We start from the raw sequence: 18,552 nt of genomic DNA, 5'->3' as shown, positions 1-18,552 counted from the left end.
GGACCGCCTCCGGCAAACCGAATGGGCCAGCCGTAGGGCTAAGGCTGAGAGGGGGCCGCCTCTCGCTGGCGGTACTTGCAAAGAACGAAGTGGCTCGATGCATCGGACGCGCTCGCGACGGGCAGCACGACGATCTGTGCCCAAAAATCGCAATACCTGGCTATCGCTTCCGGCACCTCTTTGGCGGTGACGCCGGCGATGGTGGCGATGTCGCCGTCTCTGCAGTTGGTCTTCCCGGAAAGCAGGGTTGCGGCTGCCATGATCTGGCATGACCGCTCATCGTCCGCCTGAGAAGGCGCGCAATGGCAGGCAAATGCAAACACCACCGCTGCGAAAACCAGTCTTTTCATATTGGCTCCGATGCCACCGGCATTCTGGCATTCCTCGGGAAAACATGCCGACGAGCTGTGAGCTTTCAGGAGGTTGTCCCTTCGGACCGGACCAAGGAGACTGGAGTTACCAGGCTTCAGCACTCATCGGAGGGTCCGAATGAACATCCACAAGAATGCCCGTCTCACGCCGCTGCGTCGAGAGGAGATGGCGATTCGGACATGCGTTCCATCGAGCACGATCGTGTCGCCGTCCAGAACGACCGGCCAATTGGCGAGCAGCATCGTAGGGAGCAGGAAGGACATAGGGCTACGCTCCCGCTGCGCGTAAAACGCGATCCCAAACCGTGGGCATCGGGAGAACAGATATTTAAGTATCTGTTTTTTCTGGTCGGAGTGGCAGGATTTGAACCTGCGACCCCCTCGTCCCGAACGAGGTGCGCTACCAGGCTGCGCTACACTCCGTGACCAGACGGCGGGCTTATAGCCGCCACACTTCATTCCTGCAAGCGGCAATGGCAGCGCTTCTGTCGCATTTCAGCAGCTTTCGCCGCGCAGGCCGCTGGCGCCCCAGTCGAACGCGTGCGCCCAGTCGGCAAAACCGTGCCACCGCACCTCGGGAAATTGCCTGCGCAAGGCCGCGATATCGACAGCGTAGCCGACCCGGTCGAACCATTCGAACATCAGTGCCGCGTCGTCGCTCTGCTGTTGTCTGGAGCAAAATTAGGCTCTATCTCGTTGATAATTGCCTATAATTGGAAAAAATTGTCCCACAAATAAATACAATGATCGATCTCAACGATGTCGTCGTGTTTGCCCGCGTCGTCGAAGCCGGCAGCTTCACCGCTGCCGCGCGCCTGCTGGCTATGCCCAAGACGACCGTCAGCCGCCGTGTCGACAAGCTCTACCTGATCGAGGACGGCATCGACCTTGCCTTCCGCACCGGAAGGCTCGAGGATTCGACGCTCATCGCCCGCAGGCTGGGTTCCACGCACAGGCTGCTCTGCGCCAGCCATGACTATCTCGCACGCTACGGGATGCCGGAAGGCCCGGCCGATCTTGCCCGCCATCGATGCGTCATCGCGGGCCCGTCGGCCTCAGGCGCTCATCGGGTGCTGGATGGACCACAAGGCCAGGAAACTGTCGTCGTCGCCGGGCGCTTCGCCGCCAACGAGATGCAGGCGGTGGTGGCGGCCGCGCTCGCGGGTTTCGGCATTGCCCAATTGCCCCAGCCGCTGGCCGACGGGCTGATCAACGAGGGGCGGTTGCGGCGCGTTCTGGACGGCTACACGACGCCGGCCGGCGGCCTGCACGTTCTCTTTCCCAGCAGCCGGCACCTTTCACCCCCGGTTAAGGCCTTCATCGACCTGGCGGTCGAGCGGATTTCCAATCGGGCAAACACGGCTTAAGGCATGTCTGCTACTTCCGACCAACTTCTCAGCGAGACCCGAATGAGTCAGCGCATCGTCAGTTTTGTCATGAGCGGCGGCGTCGGCTCGCGGCTCTGGCCGTTGTCGCGCGAGGACAATCCGAAGCAGTTTCACGATTTTTCGGGTGATGGCTCCATGCTGGCCAAGACCTTGCGCCGCCTGGCGGTAAGGCCCGACGGTAAAACTCCGATCTTCCTGATTGCCTCGGAGCGCCACGCCGAACGCGTTCATGCCGATCTCGCCGGCCTCGATCTTGCCGGTGGCGGTCCGCTGTTCGAACCCACAGGGCGCAACACCGCCGCGGCGGTGGCCCTTGCAACGCTGCGCACCTTGTCCGAATTCGGCGACAGCCTGATGCTGGTGGTGCCGTCGGATCACGAAATATCGACGGCAGGGCAATTCTGGCAGAGCGTCGAGGCAGGCGCCGAGGCGGCGCGCGCGGGCCGGCTCGTTGTGTTCGGCATCAAGCCGACACAGCCCGAAACCGGCTATGGCTATATCGAGGTCTCCGCCGAGAAGGGCGGAGTGTTCGACGTTTCGCGCTTCGTCGAAAAGCCGGACCTGGCGACCGCGCAGGGCTATCTCGAAGCCGGAAATTTCTATTGGAACACCGGCATCTTTCTGTTTCGCGCCGGTGCCATGCGCGACGCTTTCGCTATGTTCCAGCCGGACATCTGGCAGTCGACCGAAGCGGCCTACACAGCGGCGACATCGGATCTGTCCGGCCTCTATATGCCGCTCGAGCTCTACGCGGCCATCCCATCGAATTCGATCGACTATGCCATCATGGAGCGGGCGAGGGACATCGCGATGGTGCCGGCGGGCTTTCGCTGGAACGATCTCGGCTCCTGGCAGTCCCTGCTCGATGTCGGCCCTGCCGATGACCTGGGCAATGTCATTGTCGGCGATGTCGTCGCCATCGATTGCGAGAACTCCTACATCCGCAGCGACGGCCGCCTTTTGTCGGCGATCGGCATGAAGGATGTTGCCATCGTCTCGACATCGGACGCCACTTTCGTCGCTCCGGTAAGCCACAGCCAGCACGTCAAGAAGGTGGTCGAGCAGCTCGAGAAATCGGGCCGGCTGGAAACCAGATTCACCCCGGCGCATGATCGCGTCATCGAAAGCGGCGCCTGGCGGCGGCGCGTGCACCACTGGCTGTTCCAGGAAACCTTGCCGCTGTGGTCGACATCGGGCGTCGACGAGCGCTATGGCGGCTTCCATGAAGCGCTTGGCTTCGACGGCTCACCGCTGATAAAGCCGAAGCGCATGCGCACGCAGGCCCGCCAGGTCTATGCCTTCGCGGTTGCCAAGGAGCGCGGCTGGACTGGCCCGGCCGAGCGGCTGATCTCGCATGGCATCGACTTCATGGCAGGAAAGGGTCGCACCCAACGCGGCGGTTGGGTGCGCACGCTGAATGTCGACGGCGCTGTCGCCGACGCCACGGAAGACGCCTACGATCATTCCTGCGTGCTCTTGGCGCTGGCGCATGCGCATATGTCAGGCAATCCCGATGCCTTGCGGCTCGGTGAGGAAACCTTCGCCTTCCTCGACGCCCATCTCGAGGATCATCGCATGACTGGCTTCCTCGAGACATCGGACGGAGAGGGCGAGCGTCGCTCAAATCCGCATATGCATTTGCTGGAAGCCTTTCTCGCCTGGTATCAGGCGACCGGCGAGCGCGCCCATCTGCGCCGCGCGGCGCGCATCATCGACCTCTTCCGCAGCCATTTCTTCGATGCCGAGAGCTGGACGCTCGGCGAATATTTCGATGCCGAATGGAAGCCGGCCGCAGGCGAAAAAGGCGGCTGGACCGAGCCAGGCCATCACTTCGAATGGGCTTCGCTCCTGGTCGATTTCGCCGGACGCAGCGGCCAGGCCGAACTGAGCGGCTTCGCCAGGAAACTCTACGCCTCGGCCATCGCCAACGGCCTCAACCGGGCCACCGGCCTTGCCTATGGCGCCGTCTCCAGGCAAGGCCTGCCGCTCGACCTGATCTCGCGCAGCTGGCCGCAGGCCGAAGCCATCAAGGCGGCGATCGCGTTGGACGGCTCAGGCGGCCCCGACCTGAAGCCCGAGATCGAGGCCCGTGTCGGCCGGCTGTTCCGCTGGCACATCGACCCGGCCCCGCTCGGCCTGTGGATCGATCGCATCGACGAACGCGGCCGCTCACTGGCGTCAGATGTTCCGGCCAGCATTTTTTATCATCTGGTCTGCGCACTGACGCAGTATCTGGATGGGACGGCGGCGGAGGCGGTCTAGGCTCGGCTCAATACGGGCTCGCCACGTCCCCGGTCTCGACATAGATCGACTTCAGTTGCGAGTAGAGCGCCAATGCCGCCAGAGAATTCTCGCGGCCGATGCCGGACTGCTTGAAGCCGCCGAAGGGGATTTCCACCGGCGTCAGATTGTAGGCGTTGATCCAGCAGGTGCCGGCCTGCAGCTCGGCGATGACGCGGTGGGCGCGTGGCAGGTCGCGGGTGAAGACGCCGGCGGCAAGGCCGAATTCGGTGTCGTTGGCGCGGTCGATCACCTCGTCCTCGCCGTCGAATTTCAGCACGCTCATGACCGGTCCGAAAATCTCCTCGCGGGCGATGCGCATGGTGTCGGTGACACCGGTGAACACCGTCGGTTCGACGAAGAAGCCGCCCTGGAAACCCTGCAGCGAAGGCACGTTGCCGCCGCAGGCGAGAACAGCGCCATCCTGCTTGCCGACCGCGATATAGCCGACGACCTTGTCGTGCTGCGCCTTGGAGACCAATGGTCCCATCTGCGTTTCGGGATCGAGCGGGTCGCCGACGCGGATTTTCTTCGTCCGCTCGACCAGCCGCTCGACGAAGCGGTCATGAATGCCGCTCTGCACGAAGACCCGCGTGCCGTTCGAGCAGATCTGGCCGGTGGAGTAGAAATTGCCGAGCATGGCGCCGCCAATGGCGTTTTCGATGTCGGCGTCGTCGAAGACGATCAGCGGCGACTTGCCGCCGAGCTCCATCGTCGCGTGCTTCATCTTCGAACCGGCAAGCGACAGCACCTTGCGCCCGGTCGGCACCGAGCCGGTGACCGAAACCTTGGCGACGACATCGTGGCCGACAAGGCCCGCGCCAACATCGCCATAGCCCTGAACGACGTTGAACAGCCCGTCGGGCAGGCCGGCCTCGCTGTAGATTTCGGCGAGCGCCAGTGCCGAAAGCGGCGTGTTTTCCGACGGCTTGAACACCATGGCATTGCCCATGGCGAGCGCCGGCGCGGATTTCCAGCCGGCGATCTGGATCGGATAATTCCAGGCGCCGATGCCGACGCAGACGCCAAGCGCCTCGCGCCGCGTGTAGGCGAAGGGCCCGCCGAGATCGACGGCCTCGCCATTGTAGGCGGCAATCGCGCCGCCGAAATATTCAAGGCAGTCAGCGGCGGAAGGCGCATCTGCCACCAGCGTCTCCTGGATCGCCTTACCGGTGTCGAGCGTCTCGATGCGGGCGAGGTCGGCATTGCGGGCACGCAGAATGTCGGCGGCGCGGCGCAGGATGCGGCCGCGCTCGACCGGCTTCAGCCGCGCCCAGGCCGGCTGCGCGGTGCGTGCGGCCTCGATGGCGAGTTCCAGCACATTCGGCGTCGCCGAGCGCAGCATGGCGATGGTCTCGCCGGTTGCCGGATAGATGACCGGCAGCGGCGCTCCTTGCTCGTCGTCGATATAGCGTCCGTTGACATAGTGCGATGCCGTCGGCTGGGCGCGCATGGGTAGTCTCCGAATGTCTGCGCCCCAAGAATGGGCGGCTCGATCTAGGGACGGTTCAATCTGTCGGGTGGATCATGCTCTATCTGTCCGACTGCTGCCAGCGCGGATTGATCCAGGGCTCCTGGTTGGACGGCGCCAGCGGCGTGCGGCCGAGAATGTGGTCGGACGCCTTCTCGCCGGTCATGATCGACGGCGCGTTGAGATTGCCGTTGGTGACGCGCGGGAAGATCGAGGAATCAGCGACCCGCAGCCCGTCGACGCCGATGACCCGGCATTCCGGATCGACAACACTCATCAGATCATCGGCGCGACCCATCTTGCAGGTGCCGCACGGGTGGTAGGCGCTCTCGGCATGGTCGCGAATGAAGACATCGAGATCGTCGTCCGACTGCACATGGCTGCCCGGCAAGATTTCCTGGCCGCGAAAGGCGTCGAACGCCGGCTGGCCGAAGATCTCGCGGGTCAGCCGGATGCAGTGGCGGAACTCCGCCCAGTCGTCTGGATGCGACATGTAGTTGAAGCGGATCACCGGCTTCGCTTTCGGGTCCGGCGAACGCAGCGTCACCGAGCCGCGCGACTTCGAGCGCATCGGCCCGACATGCGCCTGGAAGCCGTGCGACTTCGCCGCCGCCTTGCCGTCATAGCGCACTGCCGCCGGGATGAAGTGGTACTGGATGTCGGGATAGTCGACGCCGGCGCGCGAGCGTACGAAGGCGGCGGCTTCGAAATGGTTTGTGGCGCCGAGACCGGATTTGAAGAACAGCCACTGTGCTCCGATCAGTGCCTTGGAGAACGGGTTCAGCACGGAATTCAGCGTGATCGGCTTGGTCGATTCCTGCTGGATATAAAGCTCCATATGGTCCTGCAGATTGCGGCCGACGCCGGGCCGGTCGGCGACCACGGCAACGCCGTTTTCGCGCAAATGCTCGGCCGGCCCGATGCCGGACAGCATCAGGATCTTGGGTGAGTTGATCGAAGACGCGGCGACGATCACCTCACGTCGCGCCTTAACGACCTGAATCTGTTTGTGAGCCTCGATCTCGACGCCGACGGCCCGTTGATTCTCGATGATCACCCGACGGGCAAAGCCCTTGACCAGACTCACGTTTTTGCGCTTGAGCGCCGGCTTCAGATAGGCTGATGCCGCCGACCAGCGGCGGCCGCCGCGGATGGTCTGTTCCATCGGCCCGAAACCTTCCTGCTTGGAGCCGTTGTAGTCGTCGGTCAGTTCGAACCCGGCCTGGCGGCCCGCTTCGACGAAGGCGCCGTAGAGCGGATTTTTACGCGAACCGCGCTGCACATGCAGCGGCCCGCCGTGTCCGCGCCAGCCGTCCTCGCCGCCGTCATTGTCCTCCATGCGCTTGAAGTAGGGGAGCACGTCGGCGAAGCCCCAACCCGTTGCACCTTCTTCGGCCCAATGGTCGAAGTCGCGGGCATGGCCGCGCACATAGACCATGCCGTTGATCGAGGACGAACCACCGACCACCTTGCCGCGCGGCGTCGCCAGCACGCGGCCGCCGAGATGCGGTTCCGGCTCGCTGGCAAAACCCCAGTCGTAAAGGCTCATATTGAGCGGGATCGACAGCGCCGACGGCATCTGGATCAGCGGTCCGATATCGCTGCCGCCGAATTCGATGACGATGACCGAATGCTTGCCGTCTTCCGACAGGCGGTAGGCCATGGCCGAGCCGGCGGAGCCGGAGCCGATGATAACGAAATCCGCTTCAAGCATGGTTCATATGCGCCATAAAATCGGCGAGCGAGACATTGCCGCCGGTAGCCACAACAAGGACGGTCTTATCAGTCACATCCACCTTGCCGCCGAGCAGTGCCGCCAGCGACGCAGCCCCGGACGGCTCCAGCACCAGCTTCATCCGCTCGAAGGCGATCCGCATGGCGCGCCGCACCGATTGGTCGTCGACGGTGATGCCGCGAACACCCGCGGTCTTGACCGCCGCGAACGGCGCGTCGCCCGGCCGCCGCGACATCAGCCCGTCGCAGATCGATTTCGGGCCGACCGGCATGGTCTCGATGCTGCCATGCGCCAATGACGAGCCCATGCCGTTGAAACCTTCCGGCTCGACGCCGATGATTTCGGTGGCCGGCGACAGATAGTGGAAGGCCAGCGAAACGCCGCCGATCAGCCCGCCGCCGCCGACCGAGCACAACAACAGGTCGGCGCTGGCACCCTTGGCCTCAAGCTGGTCGAGCGCTTCGAGGCCGGCGCCTGCCTGGCCGGCGACGATCTCCGGATCGTCGAAGGGATGCAGCAGGGCCAGCCCTTCCGTCTCGGCGATCTCGCGCGCCTTGGCCGCGGCGACCTCTTCACGCGCGCGCTCGCCATGGTCGGTCAGCACCACGCGCGCACCATAGCCCGCGGTCGCGTCACGCTTGGCGGCCGGCGCATCGATCGGCATGACGATGGTGACGGGAATACCGAGCGCCTGGCCGGCGGCCGCCAGGCCTTGCGCGAAGTTGCCGGAGGAATAGGCGACGACGCCGTTCCTCGCCTCGTCGGCCGACAGCCGCTTCAGCCGCCAATAGGCGCCGCGTATCTTGAAGGATCCGGCCCATTGCAGCGATTCCGGCTTGATGAAGACGCGCGCCGCGCCGGTCTCCCGGGCAAGCGCGGCCGATTCCAGCAGCGGCGTGATCTGCGTCGCCCGGGAGGTGACGGCATAGGCCCGCTTGAGATGATCGAGGGAGGGGACGAGAAGGTCTGCCATCATTCGCCTCGCGGAAAGCGTTTCTGCTCTTCGAGCACGTTGAGATCCATGTGGTTGCGCATATAGCGTTCCGAGGCCTTCTGCAGCGGCTGGAACTCCCAGGGATAGTGCGTGCCGTTGCGCAGCGCCGGATAGACCACCCAGCGCCGGGCCTGGCTGGCCCGCACGGCGGCGTCGAAGGCCGCCATGTCCCAGCGTGCGCGCACCTTTTCCAGGAAAGCCGCCACCAGATCCGCATGTGCCGGACCGGCGGCGAGATTGCTCAATTCATGTGGGTCGGCTTCGATATCATAGAGTTGCGGCGGATCGATCTCGCAATGGACGAACTTGTAGCGGCCTTCGCGGATCGCCACCAACGGTGCGTTGGACCCCTCGGCCGCGTATTCCATCAGCACCGGCGCGGTGCGTGGCTTCCCATTCAGCAGCGGCAACAGCGACTGGCCGTCGGTCCATGGCGCGATCGCACTCATGTCGATGCCGGCGAGATCGCACAGCGTCGGCGTCACGTCGAGGTTGGAGACCGGCGCTTCGATCATGCCGGCGGGAATGTCCTTGCCGGCGATCATCAGCGGCACCCGCGCCGAGCCCTCGAAGAAGCACATCTTAAACCACAGGCCACGCTCGCCGAGCATGTCGCCATGGTCCGAGCAGAACAGGATGATCGTGTCGTCGAGCATGCGTGTGCGCTCGAGCACGGACAGCAGCTCGCCGACCTTGTCGTCGAGATAGGAGATGTTGGCGAAATAGCCGCGCCGCGAGCGGCGGATTTGCTCTGCCGTGATGTCGAAACTGTCGTAGTCGGAAGCCTTGTAGAGCCGCTGCGAGTGCGGATCCTGGCCGTCGTAGGGGATGAAGCCCACTTCCGGTTCGAGCGCCGGGCAATCCTCATAGAGATCCCAGTACTGCCGCCGCGCCACATAGGGGTCGTGCGGATGGGTGAAGGAAACCGTCAGGCACCAGGGCCGGTGCGCCGCATCGTCGGAGATGCGCGCGAAGTCGTAGAGTTTTTGCACCGCGTGGAAGGCGACTTCGTCGTCATATTCCATCTGGTTCGAGGTTTCGGCGACGCCGGCGCCGGTCACCGAGCCCAGATTGTGATACCACCAGTCGATGCGCTCGCCGGGCTTGCGGTAGTCCGGCGTCCAGCCGAAATCGGCGGGATAGATGTCGGTGGTCAGCCGCTCCTCGAAGCCGTGCAACTGGTCCGGCCCGACGAAATGCATCTTGCCCGACAGCACGGTGTGATAGCCGTCGGCGCGCAGGTGATGGGCAAAGGTCGGGATCGACGAGGCGAATTCGGCGGCGTTGTCATAGACCTCGGTGCGCGACGGCAACTGGCCGCTCATGAACGAGGCGCGGCCCGGCGCGCAGAGCGGCGAGGCCGTGTAGTTATTCTTGAAACGGGCCGAACGCGCCGCGAGCGCCTTCAAATGCGGCGCATGCAGGAAGCCTGCCGGGCCGTCGGCGAAAAAAGTGCCGTTGAGCTGATCGACCATGACGATCAGGAAATTGGGTCGCTTCGCCGTCACTGTTTTTGCCGCTCGCCGAGTTTGGTTTCGAGATAGTCCTCGACCAGCGCGATCGCGGTCGCGGCGTTGGGCACGCCGTCCTTCAGCGCGCGCCTGATGTAGAGCCCGTCGATCATCGCCGCTGTCGCTTCGGCGGCGCGGTCGGCCTCGGCCCTGGGCAGGATGCCGGTCAGTCCGCTCATCAGGTTCGAATGCAGCCGCCGCGCGTATATCTTGAGCAATCGGCGCAACGCCGATGATTTCTGCGCCTCGACATAGAAGGCAAGCCAGGCCGCGATGGTTTCGGCCTGGAACTGGATGTCGGAGAAGTTGACGGCGACCACTGCGGCGACGCGTTCGCGCGGGGACTTGGCGGATTGCAGGGCGCGGCGCATGTCGATGGTCAGTTCGGCGAGGATGTGCCGCATCGTTGCAAACAGCAGTTCGTCCTTGGCGCCGAAATAATGATGGGCAAGGGCCGAGGATACGCCGGCGCGCCCGGCGATCTCGGACATGGTTACGTCAAGCGAGCCGCGCTCGCCGATCGCCGAGATCGCAGCGTCGATGAGCGCCTTGCGGCGCAGTGGCTCCATTCCGACTTTTGGCATGCTGTTCCCGATTTTTGCCGGAGGTTATTTTTTATTGACGCGTCAATCAACAAAAAATCGACGTGAGCACGACCTGTACCAAGCGATTGTCCTGTTCCGGCCCTTCACGGTATGGGCGAGAATGTTTATCTTTGAACAATAAAGGCGAAGTGCGCCATGAGCCCGGTATGCTAAGGTGTGTTGAGCTGCAGGGGAGGCCATTTGCAGGCCGGCATCATCTGAATCCCAATACACCTTGCATGGCGCCAAGGATGGAGATTGCAATGACCGTATGCATCGTTGGCTGGGCGCATTCGCGCTTCGGCAAGCTCGAGGGCGAGACGCTCGAAAACCTCATCGTCAAGGTCGCGACGGATGCGCTCGACCATGCCGGCATCGGCCCGGAGGAGGTCGACGAGATCGTGCTTGGCCATTTCAACGCCGGCTTCTCGGCGCAGGATTTCACCGCGAGCCTGGTGCTTCAGGCCGACGACCGGCTGCGCTTCAAGCCGGCAACGCGTGTCGAGAACGCTTGCGCCACGGGATCGGCGGCGGTCCGGCAAGGCATCCGTGCCATCGACGCCAACGCTGCCCGCATCGTGCTGGTGGTCGGTGCCGAGCAGATGACGACGACGCCGGGACCCGAGATTGGCAAGAACCTGCTGAAAGCGTCCTATCTACCAGAGGATGGTGAGACACCGGCGGGCTTTGCCGGCGTCTTCGGCAAGATCGCGCAGGCCTATTTCCAGCGCTATGGCGACCAGTCGGACGCGCTGGCGATGATCGCTGCCAAGAACCACAAGAACGGCGTCGACAATCCCTATGCACAGATGCGCAAGGATTTCGGCTATGAATTCTGCCGGCAGGAGAGCGAGAAGAACCCCTTCGTCGCCGGTCCTCTCAAGCGCACCGACTGCTCGCTGGTCTCGGACGGCGCTGCCGCCCTTATCCTTGCCGACACGGCGACCGCCCTGAAGATGCGCCGCGCCGTCGCCTTCCGCGCCAACGAGCATGTGCAGGATTTCCTGCCAATGTCGAAGCGCGACATCCTGGCTTTCGAGGGCTGCGAACAGGCCTGGACCCGTGCGCTGAAGAACGCCGGCGTGACACTCGACGACCTGTCCTTTGTCGAGACGCATGACTGCTTCACCATTGCCGAACTGATCGAATACGAGGCGATGGGCCTGGCCAAGCCCGGCGAGGGCGCGAAGCTGGCGCTTGATGGCACGACGGCCAAGGACGGCCGCCTGCCGGTCAATCCCTCCGGCGGGCTGAAGGCCAAGGGCCATCCGATCGGCGCCACCGGTGTCTCCATGCATGTCTTGACCGCCATGCAGCTTGTCGGCGAAGCCGGCGGCATCCAGGTGCCGGGTGCGAAGCTTGGCGGCATTTTCAACATGGGTGGCGCTGCGGTCGCCAACTACGTTTCCATTCTCGACCGGATCAGGTAAACCGCCCCGACATTACAGCGCGGCGCGCCTTTTGGGGCGCGCAAAGGACGCTGTAACACTTTGATTTTGCGCATGACCCCGAGAATCGATTTCGATTTTCGAGGTCATGCGCTGCGGGAGGTGGCATGGCAAATCCGGTTCTGATCGAGGTTCTGCGCGGCGCGATCGTCGAGAGCGCGCATCGCGGTGCAGTTGCGGTTTTCGACGCCGACGGCAAACCGGTGTTGGAGATCGGCGACACCTCGAAACCAGTGTTCCCGCGTTCGGCGGTCAAGGCCATCCAGGCCTTGCCGCTGGTCGAAACCGGTGCCGCCGATGCCTATGGCTTCGGCAACCGCGAGCTGGCGCTGGCCTGCGCCTCGCATTCGGGCGAACCGGAGCATGTCGAACTGGCGCGGTCCATGCTGGCCAGGGCCGGCCTCGACGGGTCCGCGCTCGAATGCGGCGCGCACTGGCCCTCGAGCCATGCCGCCGAGATTGCACTCGCGCGAGCCGGCGGTTCTCCAAATGCGCTGCACAACAATTGCTCCGGCAAACATTCCGGCTTTCTCTGCAGCTGCGTGCATTCCGGCATTGCGCACAGTGGCTACGTCAAGGCGGGCCACGCCTTGCAGGAAATGGTGCGCGACGCGATGCAGTCGGTCACGGGTGCTATCCATGGCGCCGATGAGAGGGCGACCGACGGCTGCTCGATCCCGACCTATGCGGTGCCACTCAGGAGCTTCGCGCTCGGCTTTGCCCGCATGGCCACGACAAATGGATTCGGCCCCGAGCGGGCCAAGGCGGCAAAGCGGCTGCTGGCTGCCTGCATGGCGGAGCCTTTCTTTGTCGCCGGCACTGGCCGCGAGGACGTCGCGCTGATGCAGGCAGCACCTGGGCGGATTTTTGCGAAAGGCGGCGCCGAAGGTGTCCACTGTGCGGCAATTCCGGAACTAGGCCTCGGTATTGCGCTCAAATGCGATGATGGCGCCCACCGCGCCAGTGAAGCCATGGTCGCCGCCGTCCTCGCCAAGCTACTGCGTTCGGACAAGGCCCTGGCGGCGAAACTCATCGAACTGGCAAATGCGCCGATCCAAAGCCGGATCGGAGCCAAGGTAGGCGCGGTGAGGCCGACTGCCGCCCTCAACTGACGCGGTTGCGCTCAACGGTCAAATGCGCAAAGCCGCTGCTGCTTAGCTGGGTGAGGTCTGACGTCACCGGCTCGGCCCAGCGCTGGCCGATCACGGCGCCGTTCAACGCGCCGTCGATGACGTTGTCGGAGATGACGGCCGTGCCCGCACCCTCTACCACGCTGACGACGATGCCTGTGCCGGCCTTGCGGATGATGTTGCCCGTGGCCACGACATTGCGCAGATACGGTCCCCAGCCGATCGACATGCCGTAGAGCGGCGCGTTCTCGATGACGTTGTTGGAAGCGATGGTGTCTGCCTCGACGCCGATGCCGACGCCGAAGCCTGGCGGATCGGCGGTGTAGGGCCCGCTGGTCGACAGATTGCGCACGATGTTGCCTGAGCAGACACCCATGCGGCCGCCTTCGTTGAAGTTGACGATCGAGATGCCGTTGGCCGCGCCGTCGACGATGTTGTTGCTGATGACCGCACCCTCGAACGAGAATTCGGAATAGACCGCGGTCTCGCCCGAGCGCGAGCAGGTATTGCCGGAAATCTGCAGATTGCTGGAACTGTTGGCGCGGATCGCCGAGAAAGCGCAATCCGAGACAACATTGCCCGAAATGATGACGTTGCCGGCACGGAAGGCGTTGATGCCATTGCCGTTCTGGCCGGTCCCGCCGCTGCGCGCGCCGATGCGTTCGACACGATTGCCCGTGACCATCGTGCCGTCTTCGGCCGCCTGCCAGCGATGCACGAGGATGCCGCCATTGGCGCAGTCGGAGACCGTGTTGGCTGATATCGTCAGTCCAGCCGCCTCGACCGAATAGATGCCGGCGTCCGCCGCGCCCGATATGGCGGAGCGCTCGATGCGGCCTGTCGCATGTTCCAGCGCCAGCCCGTTCTTGCCGCTGCCGGTTATCTGGCAGTTGTCGAAAACGAGATGGCCGACCCGTCGAAGATCGAGCAGTCCTTGCGCATAGTCGCCCATCGAGCGGTTCGAACCGTCGAAGACCAGCCCGCTCAGTTCGATATGGTCGGCCTGTTCGGCCATGAAGAGATGACCGTCGCCGCCATAGACGATCCGCGTCGCGCCCGGCACGCCGGAAAGGCGCACGCGGCTGGGCAGCGAGAGATTGGATACCACATAGGTGCCCGCCGGCAGGAACACCGGCATGTCCCGGCTGTTCGCGTCGCGCAGCAGCTTGGCGAAGGCCTTGCTCTGGTCGTCGAACGTGCCGGGCTGCACGCCCAGTTCGGTGGCATTGATGGAACCGCGCATCGAGGCTTTTTCGATACCGGTCAGGCCGGCGGCCGCCGCCTTGCCGAGCGCGAGGCCCACAACGGCAAAGCCGGCGGTTCCGGTTAGCAGCGTTCGTCTGTTCAACATCGGCACAGAATCCCAGCGTTCAACCTGACGTCGCAGGAATCGTGCCAAACGTTCTGTTCGTTTTCACAATGACTTGTAGAGCAGGCACTCAAGGCCTAGGTTCAGCCAATGAGCAGAGCTTTTACCCGCGAAGAAGACAGCGAGAATGCCATCGCCGGCGTCGGCGAGCGGCCGATCAGCACGCATCGCAATCTTGTGACGGAACGCGGCCTGGCGCAGATCGAGGAGAATCTGGCCGATCTGCGCGACGTTCTGGCGAAAGCCGAGAAGAAAGCCGATCGCGAGCGCATCGCGGTGGTGTCCCGCGATCTACGCTACTGGACGGCGCGGCGCGAAAACGCCGAGCTTTCCGTGCCGGAGCCCGGCAGCGACGTCGTCCGCTTCGGCATGGGCGTCACGCTGGAAGGCGACGATGGCAAGAAAGTGCATTGGAAGATTGTCGGCGAGGACGAGGCCGATCCTACCAAGGGAAGCATTTCGCATGTTTCGCCCATGGCCGTCGCGCTGTTCGGCAAGAAGGTCGGCGACGTGGCCGCGGTCAACGGCAAGGAATGGGAAATCGTCAAGCTTTCGGACAGTTAGGGCAGCATAGCCTAGTCGGCTGCCAGCAGCCTATCCATCAGCCGATCCGCTGCTTCCGGAATAACGGTTCCCGGCGGGAAGATTTCCGCGGCACCCGCCTGCAGCACCGCGTCATAGTCCTGCGGCGGGATGACGCCGCCGGCGACGATCAGCATGTCGCCGTGGCCGAGTTTCTTCAGCGCATCGCGCAATTGAGGGATCAGTGTCAGGTGTCCCGCCGCCAGCGATGAGGCGCCGATGATATGGACGTCATGCTGGACCGCCAGTTTGGCGATCTCTTCCGGTGTCTGGAACATCGCGCCGACGGTGACGTCGAAGCCGAGATCGGCGAAAGCGGTGGCGATCACCTTTTGCCCACGATCGTGGCCATCCTGTCCCATCTTGGCAACGAGGATGCGCGGCTTGCCGCCGTTCTTCTTCTCGAAGGCGCTAATCTTGTCCTGCAGCCCGTCGACCACGGGATTGTCGCCAAGCGCCTTGCGATAGACGCCGGAAATGGTCTGCACCGTTGCGACGTGGCGGCCAAAGGCCCGTTCCAGCGCAAACGAGATTTCGCCGACCGTTGCATTGGCTCGCGCGGCGCGGACGGCGAACTCCAGGAGGTTCTCATTGCCTTGCGCGGCGCGGGTCAGCGCATCGAGCGCGCTTTCCACCGCAGCGACATCGCGCGTGCCCTTCAGCCGTTGCAGCTTCGACAGTTGCCGGGCCCTGACCTCGGCATTGTCGATCTTGAGCACATCGACCTCGATGTCGTTCTCGGGGCGATGCGCGTTGACGCCGACCAGCATCTGCTCGCCCGAATCGATGCGGGCCTGCGTGCGCGCCGCCGCTTCCTCGATGCGCAGCTTCGGAATGCCTTGTTCGGTCGCGGCGGCCATACCACCGAGAGCCTCGACTTCCTCGATATGGCTCAGTGCGCGCGCTGCGAGATCATGCGTCAGCCGTTCCAGATAGGCCGAGCCGCCCCACGGATCGATGATGCGCGTGGTGCCGGACTCCTTTTGCAGGATGAGCTGCGTGTTGCGGGCGATGCGCGCCGAATGGTCGGTCGGCAGCGCCATCGCCTCGTCGAAGGAGTTGGTGTGCAGCGACTGGGTATGCCCCTGGGTCGCCGCCATCGCCTCGATCATGGTGCGGATGATGTTGTTGTAGGGGTCCTGCGCCGTCAGCGACCAGCCGGACGTCTGGCAATGGGTGCGCAGCGACAGCGAGCGCTCGTCCTTCGGCGCGAAATTCTTCTTCATCAGCGTCGCCCACAGCAGGCGCGCGGCCCTGAGCTTGGCCACTTCCATGAAGAAGTTCATGCCGATCGCCCAAAAGAAGGACAGGCGCGGCGCGAAGCGGTCGATGTCGAGGCCCGCCGCGACACCGGCGCGGGCATATTCGATGCCGTCGGCGATCGTATAGGCGAGCTCCAGGTCGGCTGTCGCACCGGCTTCCTGCATGTGATAGCCGGAGATCGATATCGAATTGAACTTCGGCATGTTCTTCGACGTGTAGGAGAAGATGTCCGACACGATCCGCATCGAGGGTTTTGGCGGATAGATGTAGGTGTTGCGGACCATGAACTCCTTCAGAATGTCGTTCTGAATGGTGCCTGCCAGATCCTTCTGCGCAACGCCCTGTTCTTCCGCCGCGACGATGTAAAGCGCCATGATTGGCAGCACAGCGCCGTTCATCGTCATCGACACCGTCATGTCGCCGAGCGGAATGCCGTCGAACAGCTGCCGCATGTCGAGGATGGAATCGATGGCGACGCCCGCCATGCCGACATCGCCGGCAACGCGCGGATGGTCGCTGTCATAGCCGCGATGCGTGGCGAGATCGAAGGCGACCGACAATCCTTTCTGGCCGGCGGCGAGATTGCGCCGGTAAAAGGCATTGGACTCTTCGGCCGTGGAGAAGCCGGCATATTGCCGGATCGTCCAGGGCTGCTGGACATACATGGTCGGGTAGGGGCCGCGAACGAAGGGCGGCAGGCCCGGATAGGTGTCGAGATGCGGCAGGCCCTTGAGGTCGCCCTGATTGTACAGATGCTTGACGACAAGCCCTTCCGGCGTCGTCCGCTGGCCCTTGACCTCGACAGGCGCGCGGCGCGGCGGCGCCCAGCCGATTTGACTGAAATCCGGAATCAAGAGGCGGCCCCGATGGATTGGTCGATGCGGACCGGAAACAGCGGTTCGCACAGCACGACGCCTTCGGTGAAGGCAGGCCGCTGCTTTGCATCCAGCGTCTCGACCGGGCGCTCGCTCTTCTGCGGATAAAGTGTGGTGCCGATGATGGCCCGCTCACCCGCCTTGAAGGCGGCGTCGCGCCGGGCGGCCGCGGCGTGAACGCGCTGTTGGATGTGTCCGTCCCTCAGGCTCGACAATACGCCTCCTTCGGCCTCGATCGCCTGCAGCTCCGCCCAGGCGGCTTCGCAAAGGTCTGCCGTAAGCGCGTCGACCGCGCCGGACCCATAGGCGGGATCGGCGACGTGATCGACATGGCTTTCATTGGCTATGATCAACTGGGCGTTGCGCGCGACGCGGCGGGCAAAAGGCGCCGGCAGGCCGTGCGCCATCGTGTGCGGCAGAATGGAGATCGAATCGGCTCCTCCAGCCGCCGCCGCGAAGCAGCTGATCGTCGTGCGCAGGATGTTGGTTTCGGGATCCAGCGCCGTCATCATGCGGAATGATGTCTCCGCATGGATGTTGGCCGTGGAGTTGGGGATCGAGCAGGTCTCCTGCACACGTGCCCACAGAACGCGCAAGGCCCGCACTTTGGCCATCGAGAGGAACTGGTCCTGGTCGACGCTGAGCGCGAAGCCGATATGCGGCGCGGCATAGACCAGCGGTTGCCGTGCCTTCTCGAACATTCTGAGATATGAGACCGCCGAAGCCAGCATGATGCCGAGTTCCTGCGCTTCCGTGGCGCCGGCATTGTGGAAGACGCGGCCGTCCGCTTCCAGCAGCACGCCGGGAACGCCCATCGAGAAGAAATGCGCCAGCGACTGGGGCATCGATTCCTGCAGCGCCTCGATCGACATGCGCAGCCGGCCGGTGCCGGCAAGGATCGCCGCCGGATCGATGCCGAAGGACAGGTTGAGCTTTGCCGGATCGGAGCGGCGCTTGCTGAGGAACGCCACCAGCCAGTCGGCCATGGGGCGGCTCCACGGGTGCGTGTCGATGCGGATCTGGATCCGAGTGAGAGGCACGCCCTCCAGCACTGTTTCCAGCGCCTGAGCAGTCCTCGGCAGGCCGTAGCCGAATGCGTTCGGGGCGCCTTCGAAGACGAGCGACAGTCCTGTCGCGCCCTGCGCGATATCGTCCAGAACCTGGGCCTTGGCGCGATCGACGTTGGGATCGTCGACGCGTTGGCTGACAATCCAGGGCGATCGGGGATTCGTGCGCACGAGCGGTTCGGCCCCGGTCGCGCGGTCATAAAGGGGCTCGATGCGGATGGCGTCGTCGGTGTGCGAAACCAGCTTTTCCTCGAAGGACGCGCCTGCCAGTGCCTTTTCCGCCAGGGCCAGCCATCGCTGGCGCTCGGCGCCAACTGGTTCAACATCCTTGGTCAAGGCTCCGGCGCCCATCCATCTTCCTCGTTCATATGGCCGCACCAGCCGGGCGGTTCAGTCTACGGTTCCCGGTCGGTTATCGCAATGCGCATCCCGAGCCTGAATTCGATCCACCTGATATAGGTCGGCTTGCATGGACGAACCATGA

General features: G+C 64.0%; 14 protein-coding genes, 1 tRNA gene and 1 pseudogene. 5 read left to right on the top strand and 11 right to left on the bottom strand.

Annotated elements, in window-relative coordinates; translation table 11 throughout:
- Positions 1-38: 38 nt before the first annotated feature.
- The 3 genes and pseudogenes from CK227_RS22540 to CK227_RS22530 all read right to left on the bottom strand — a co-directional run.
- Positions 39-350, bottom strand: a complete 312-nt coding sequence (locus CK227_RS22540; protein ID WP_095770809.1) for a hypothetical protein — start codon at positions 348-350, stop codon at positions 39-41.
- A 367-nt stretch (positions 351-717) separates the two neighbouring features.
- Positions 718-794, bottom strand: a tRNA-Pro gene (locus tag CK227_RS22535).
- Between the two features lie 72 nt (positions 795-866).
- Positions 867-1,046 (bottom strand): annotated as a pseudogene (locus CK227_RS22530) (NmrA/HSCARG family protein); the annotation flags it as partial.
- A 68-nt stretch (positions 1,047-1,114) separates the two neighbouring features.
- Here CK227_RS22530 and CK227_RS22525 point away from each other — a divergent pair.
- Together CK227_RS22525 and CK227_RS22520 are read left to right on the top strand one after the other, a co-directional pair.
- Complete coding sequence (locus tag CK227_RS22525; RefSeq protein ID WP_095770808.1) at positions 1,115-1,738, top strand: LysR family transcriptional regulator; 624 nt, start codon at positions 1,115-1,117, stop codon at positions 1,736-1,738.
- A gap of 42 nt (positions 1,739-1,780) precedes the next feature.
- Positions 1,781-4,021 carry an AGE family epimerase/isomerase gene (locus CK227_RS22520; protein ID WP_095770807.1) on the top strand — a complete coding sequence of 747 codons (2,241 nt, stop codon included), beginning with the start codon at positions 1,781-1,783 and terminating at the stop codon, positions 4,019-4,021.
- Positions 4,022-4,028: 7 nt separating this feature from the next.
- On the opposite strand, the gene betB is transcribed toward CK227_RS22520, so the two are convergent.
- The 5 genes from betB to betI all read right to left on the bottom strand — a co-directional run bounded on the left by betB (position 4,029) and on the right by betI (position 10,334).
- Positions 4,029-5,492, bottom strand: a complete 1,464-nt coding sequence (gene betB, locus CK227_RS22515) for a betaine-aldehyde dehydrogenase (RefSeq protein ID WP_095770806.1) — start codon at positions 5,490-5,492, stop codon at positions 4,029-4,031.
- Between the two features lie 79 nt (positions 5,493-5,571).
- Entirely contained in the window at positions 5,572-7,224 is a 1,653-nt protein-coding gene (betA, locus tag CK227_RS22510; protein ID WP_095770805.1) for a choline dehydrogenase, read from the bottom strand.
- The gene (locus CK227_RS22505; protein WP_179296331.1) at positions 7,217-8,221 is read right to left on the bottom strand and encodes a threonine/serine dehydratase; all 1,005 of its coding nucleotides are present in this window, start codon (positions 8,219-8,221) and stop codon (positions 7,217-7,219) included. Before CK227_RS22505 ends, betA begins: the two co-directional genes overlap by 8 nt.
- Positions 8,218-9,747, bottom strand: a complete 1,530-nt coding sequence (betC, locus tag CK227_RS22500; RefSeq protein ID WP_095770803.1) for a choline-sulfatase — start codon at positions 9,745-9,747, stop codon at positions 8,218-8,220. Before betC ends, CK227_RS22505 begins: the two co-directional genes overlap by 4 nt.
- Positions 9,744-10,334 carry a transcriptional regulator BetI gene (gene betI, locus CK227_RS22495; protein WP_095770802.1) on the bottom strand — a complete coding sequence of 197 codons (591 nt, stop codon included), beginning with the start codon at positions 10,332-10,334 and terminating at the stop codon, positions 9,744-9,746. Before betI ends, betC begins: the two co-directional genes overlap by 4 nt.
- A gap of 263 nt (positions 10,335-10,597) precedes the next feature.
- On the opposite strand from betI, the gene CK227_RS22490 reads away from it, so the two are divergent.
- Together CK227_RS22490 and CK227_RS22485 are read left to right on the top strand one after the other, a co-directional pair.
- Positions 10,598-11,764 carry an acetyl-CoA acetyltransferase gene (locus tag CK227_RS22490; protein WP_095770947.1) on the top strand — a complete coding sequence of 389 codons (1,167 nt, stop codon included), beginning with the start codon at positions 10,598-10,600 and terminating at the stop codon, positions 11,762-11,764.
- 125 nt (positions 11,765-11,889) lie between these two features.
- Complete coding sequence (locus CK227_RS22485) at positions 11,890-12,894, top strand: asparaginase (protein WP_095770801.1); 1,005 nt, start codon at positions 11,890-11,892, stop codon at positions 12,892-12,894.
- Here CK227_RS22485 and CK227_RS22480 read toward each other — a convergent pair.
- Positions 12,887-14,263 (bottom strand): TIGR03808 family TAT-translocated repetitive protein, encoded by a 1,377-nt coding sequence (locus CK227_RS22480; protein WP_095770800.1) that lies wholly within the window; start codon positions 14,261-14,263, stop codon positions 12,887-12,889. The genes CK227_RS22485 and CK227_RS22480 overlap by 8 nt on opposite strands.
- A 108-nt stretch (positions 14,264-14,371) precedes the next feature.
- On the opposite strand from CK227_RS22480, the gene greA reads away from it, so the two are divergent.
- Positions 14,372-14,845, top strand: coding sequence for a transcription elongation factor GreA (gene greA, locus CK227_RS22475; protein WP_064982947.1), 474 nt, complete (start codon positions 14,372-14,374; stop codon positions 14,843-14,845).
- An 11-nt stretch (positions 14,846-14,856) separates the two neighbouring features.
- On the opposite strand, the gene scpA is transcribed toward greA, so the two are convergent.
- Entirely contained in the window at positions 14,857-16,980 is a 2,124-nt protein-coding gene (scpA, locus tag CK227_RS22470; RefSeq protein ID WP_095770799.1) for a methylmalonyl-CoA mutase, read from the bottom strand.
- A complete protein-coding gene (locus CK227_RS22465) occupies positions 16,977-18,419 on the bottom strand; it encodes a methylmalonyl-CoA mutase (RefSeq protein WP_095770798.1) in 1,443 nt (480 codons plus the stop codon). The genes scpA and CK227_RS22465 overlap by 4 nt, the downstream gene beginning before the upstream one ends.
- Positions 18,420-18,552 lie beyond the last annotated feature (133 nt).

The sequence above is a fragment of the Mesorhizobium sp. WSM4308 genome (genome assembly GCF_002294905.1).
In the GTDB taxonomy this organism is placed as follows: domain Bacteria; phylum Pseudomonadota; class Alphaproteobacteria; order Rhizobiales; family Rhizobiaceae; genus Mesorhizobium.
This window is presented reverse-complemented; position numbering and strand designations above follow the sequence as displayed.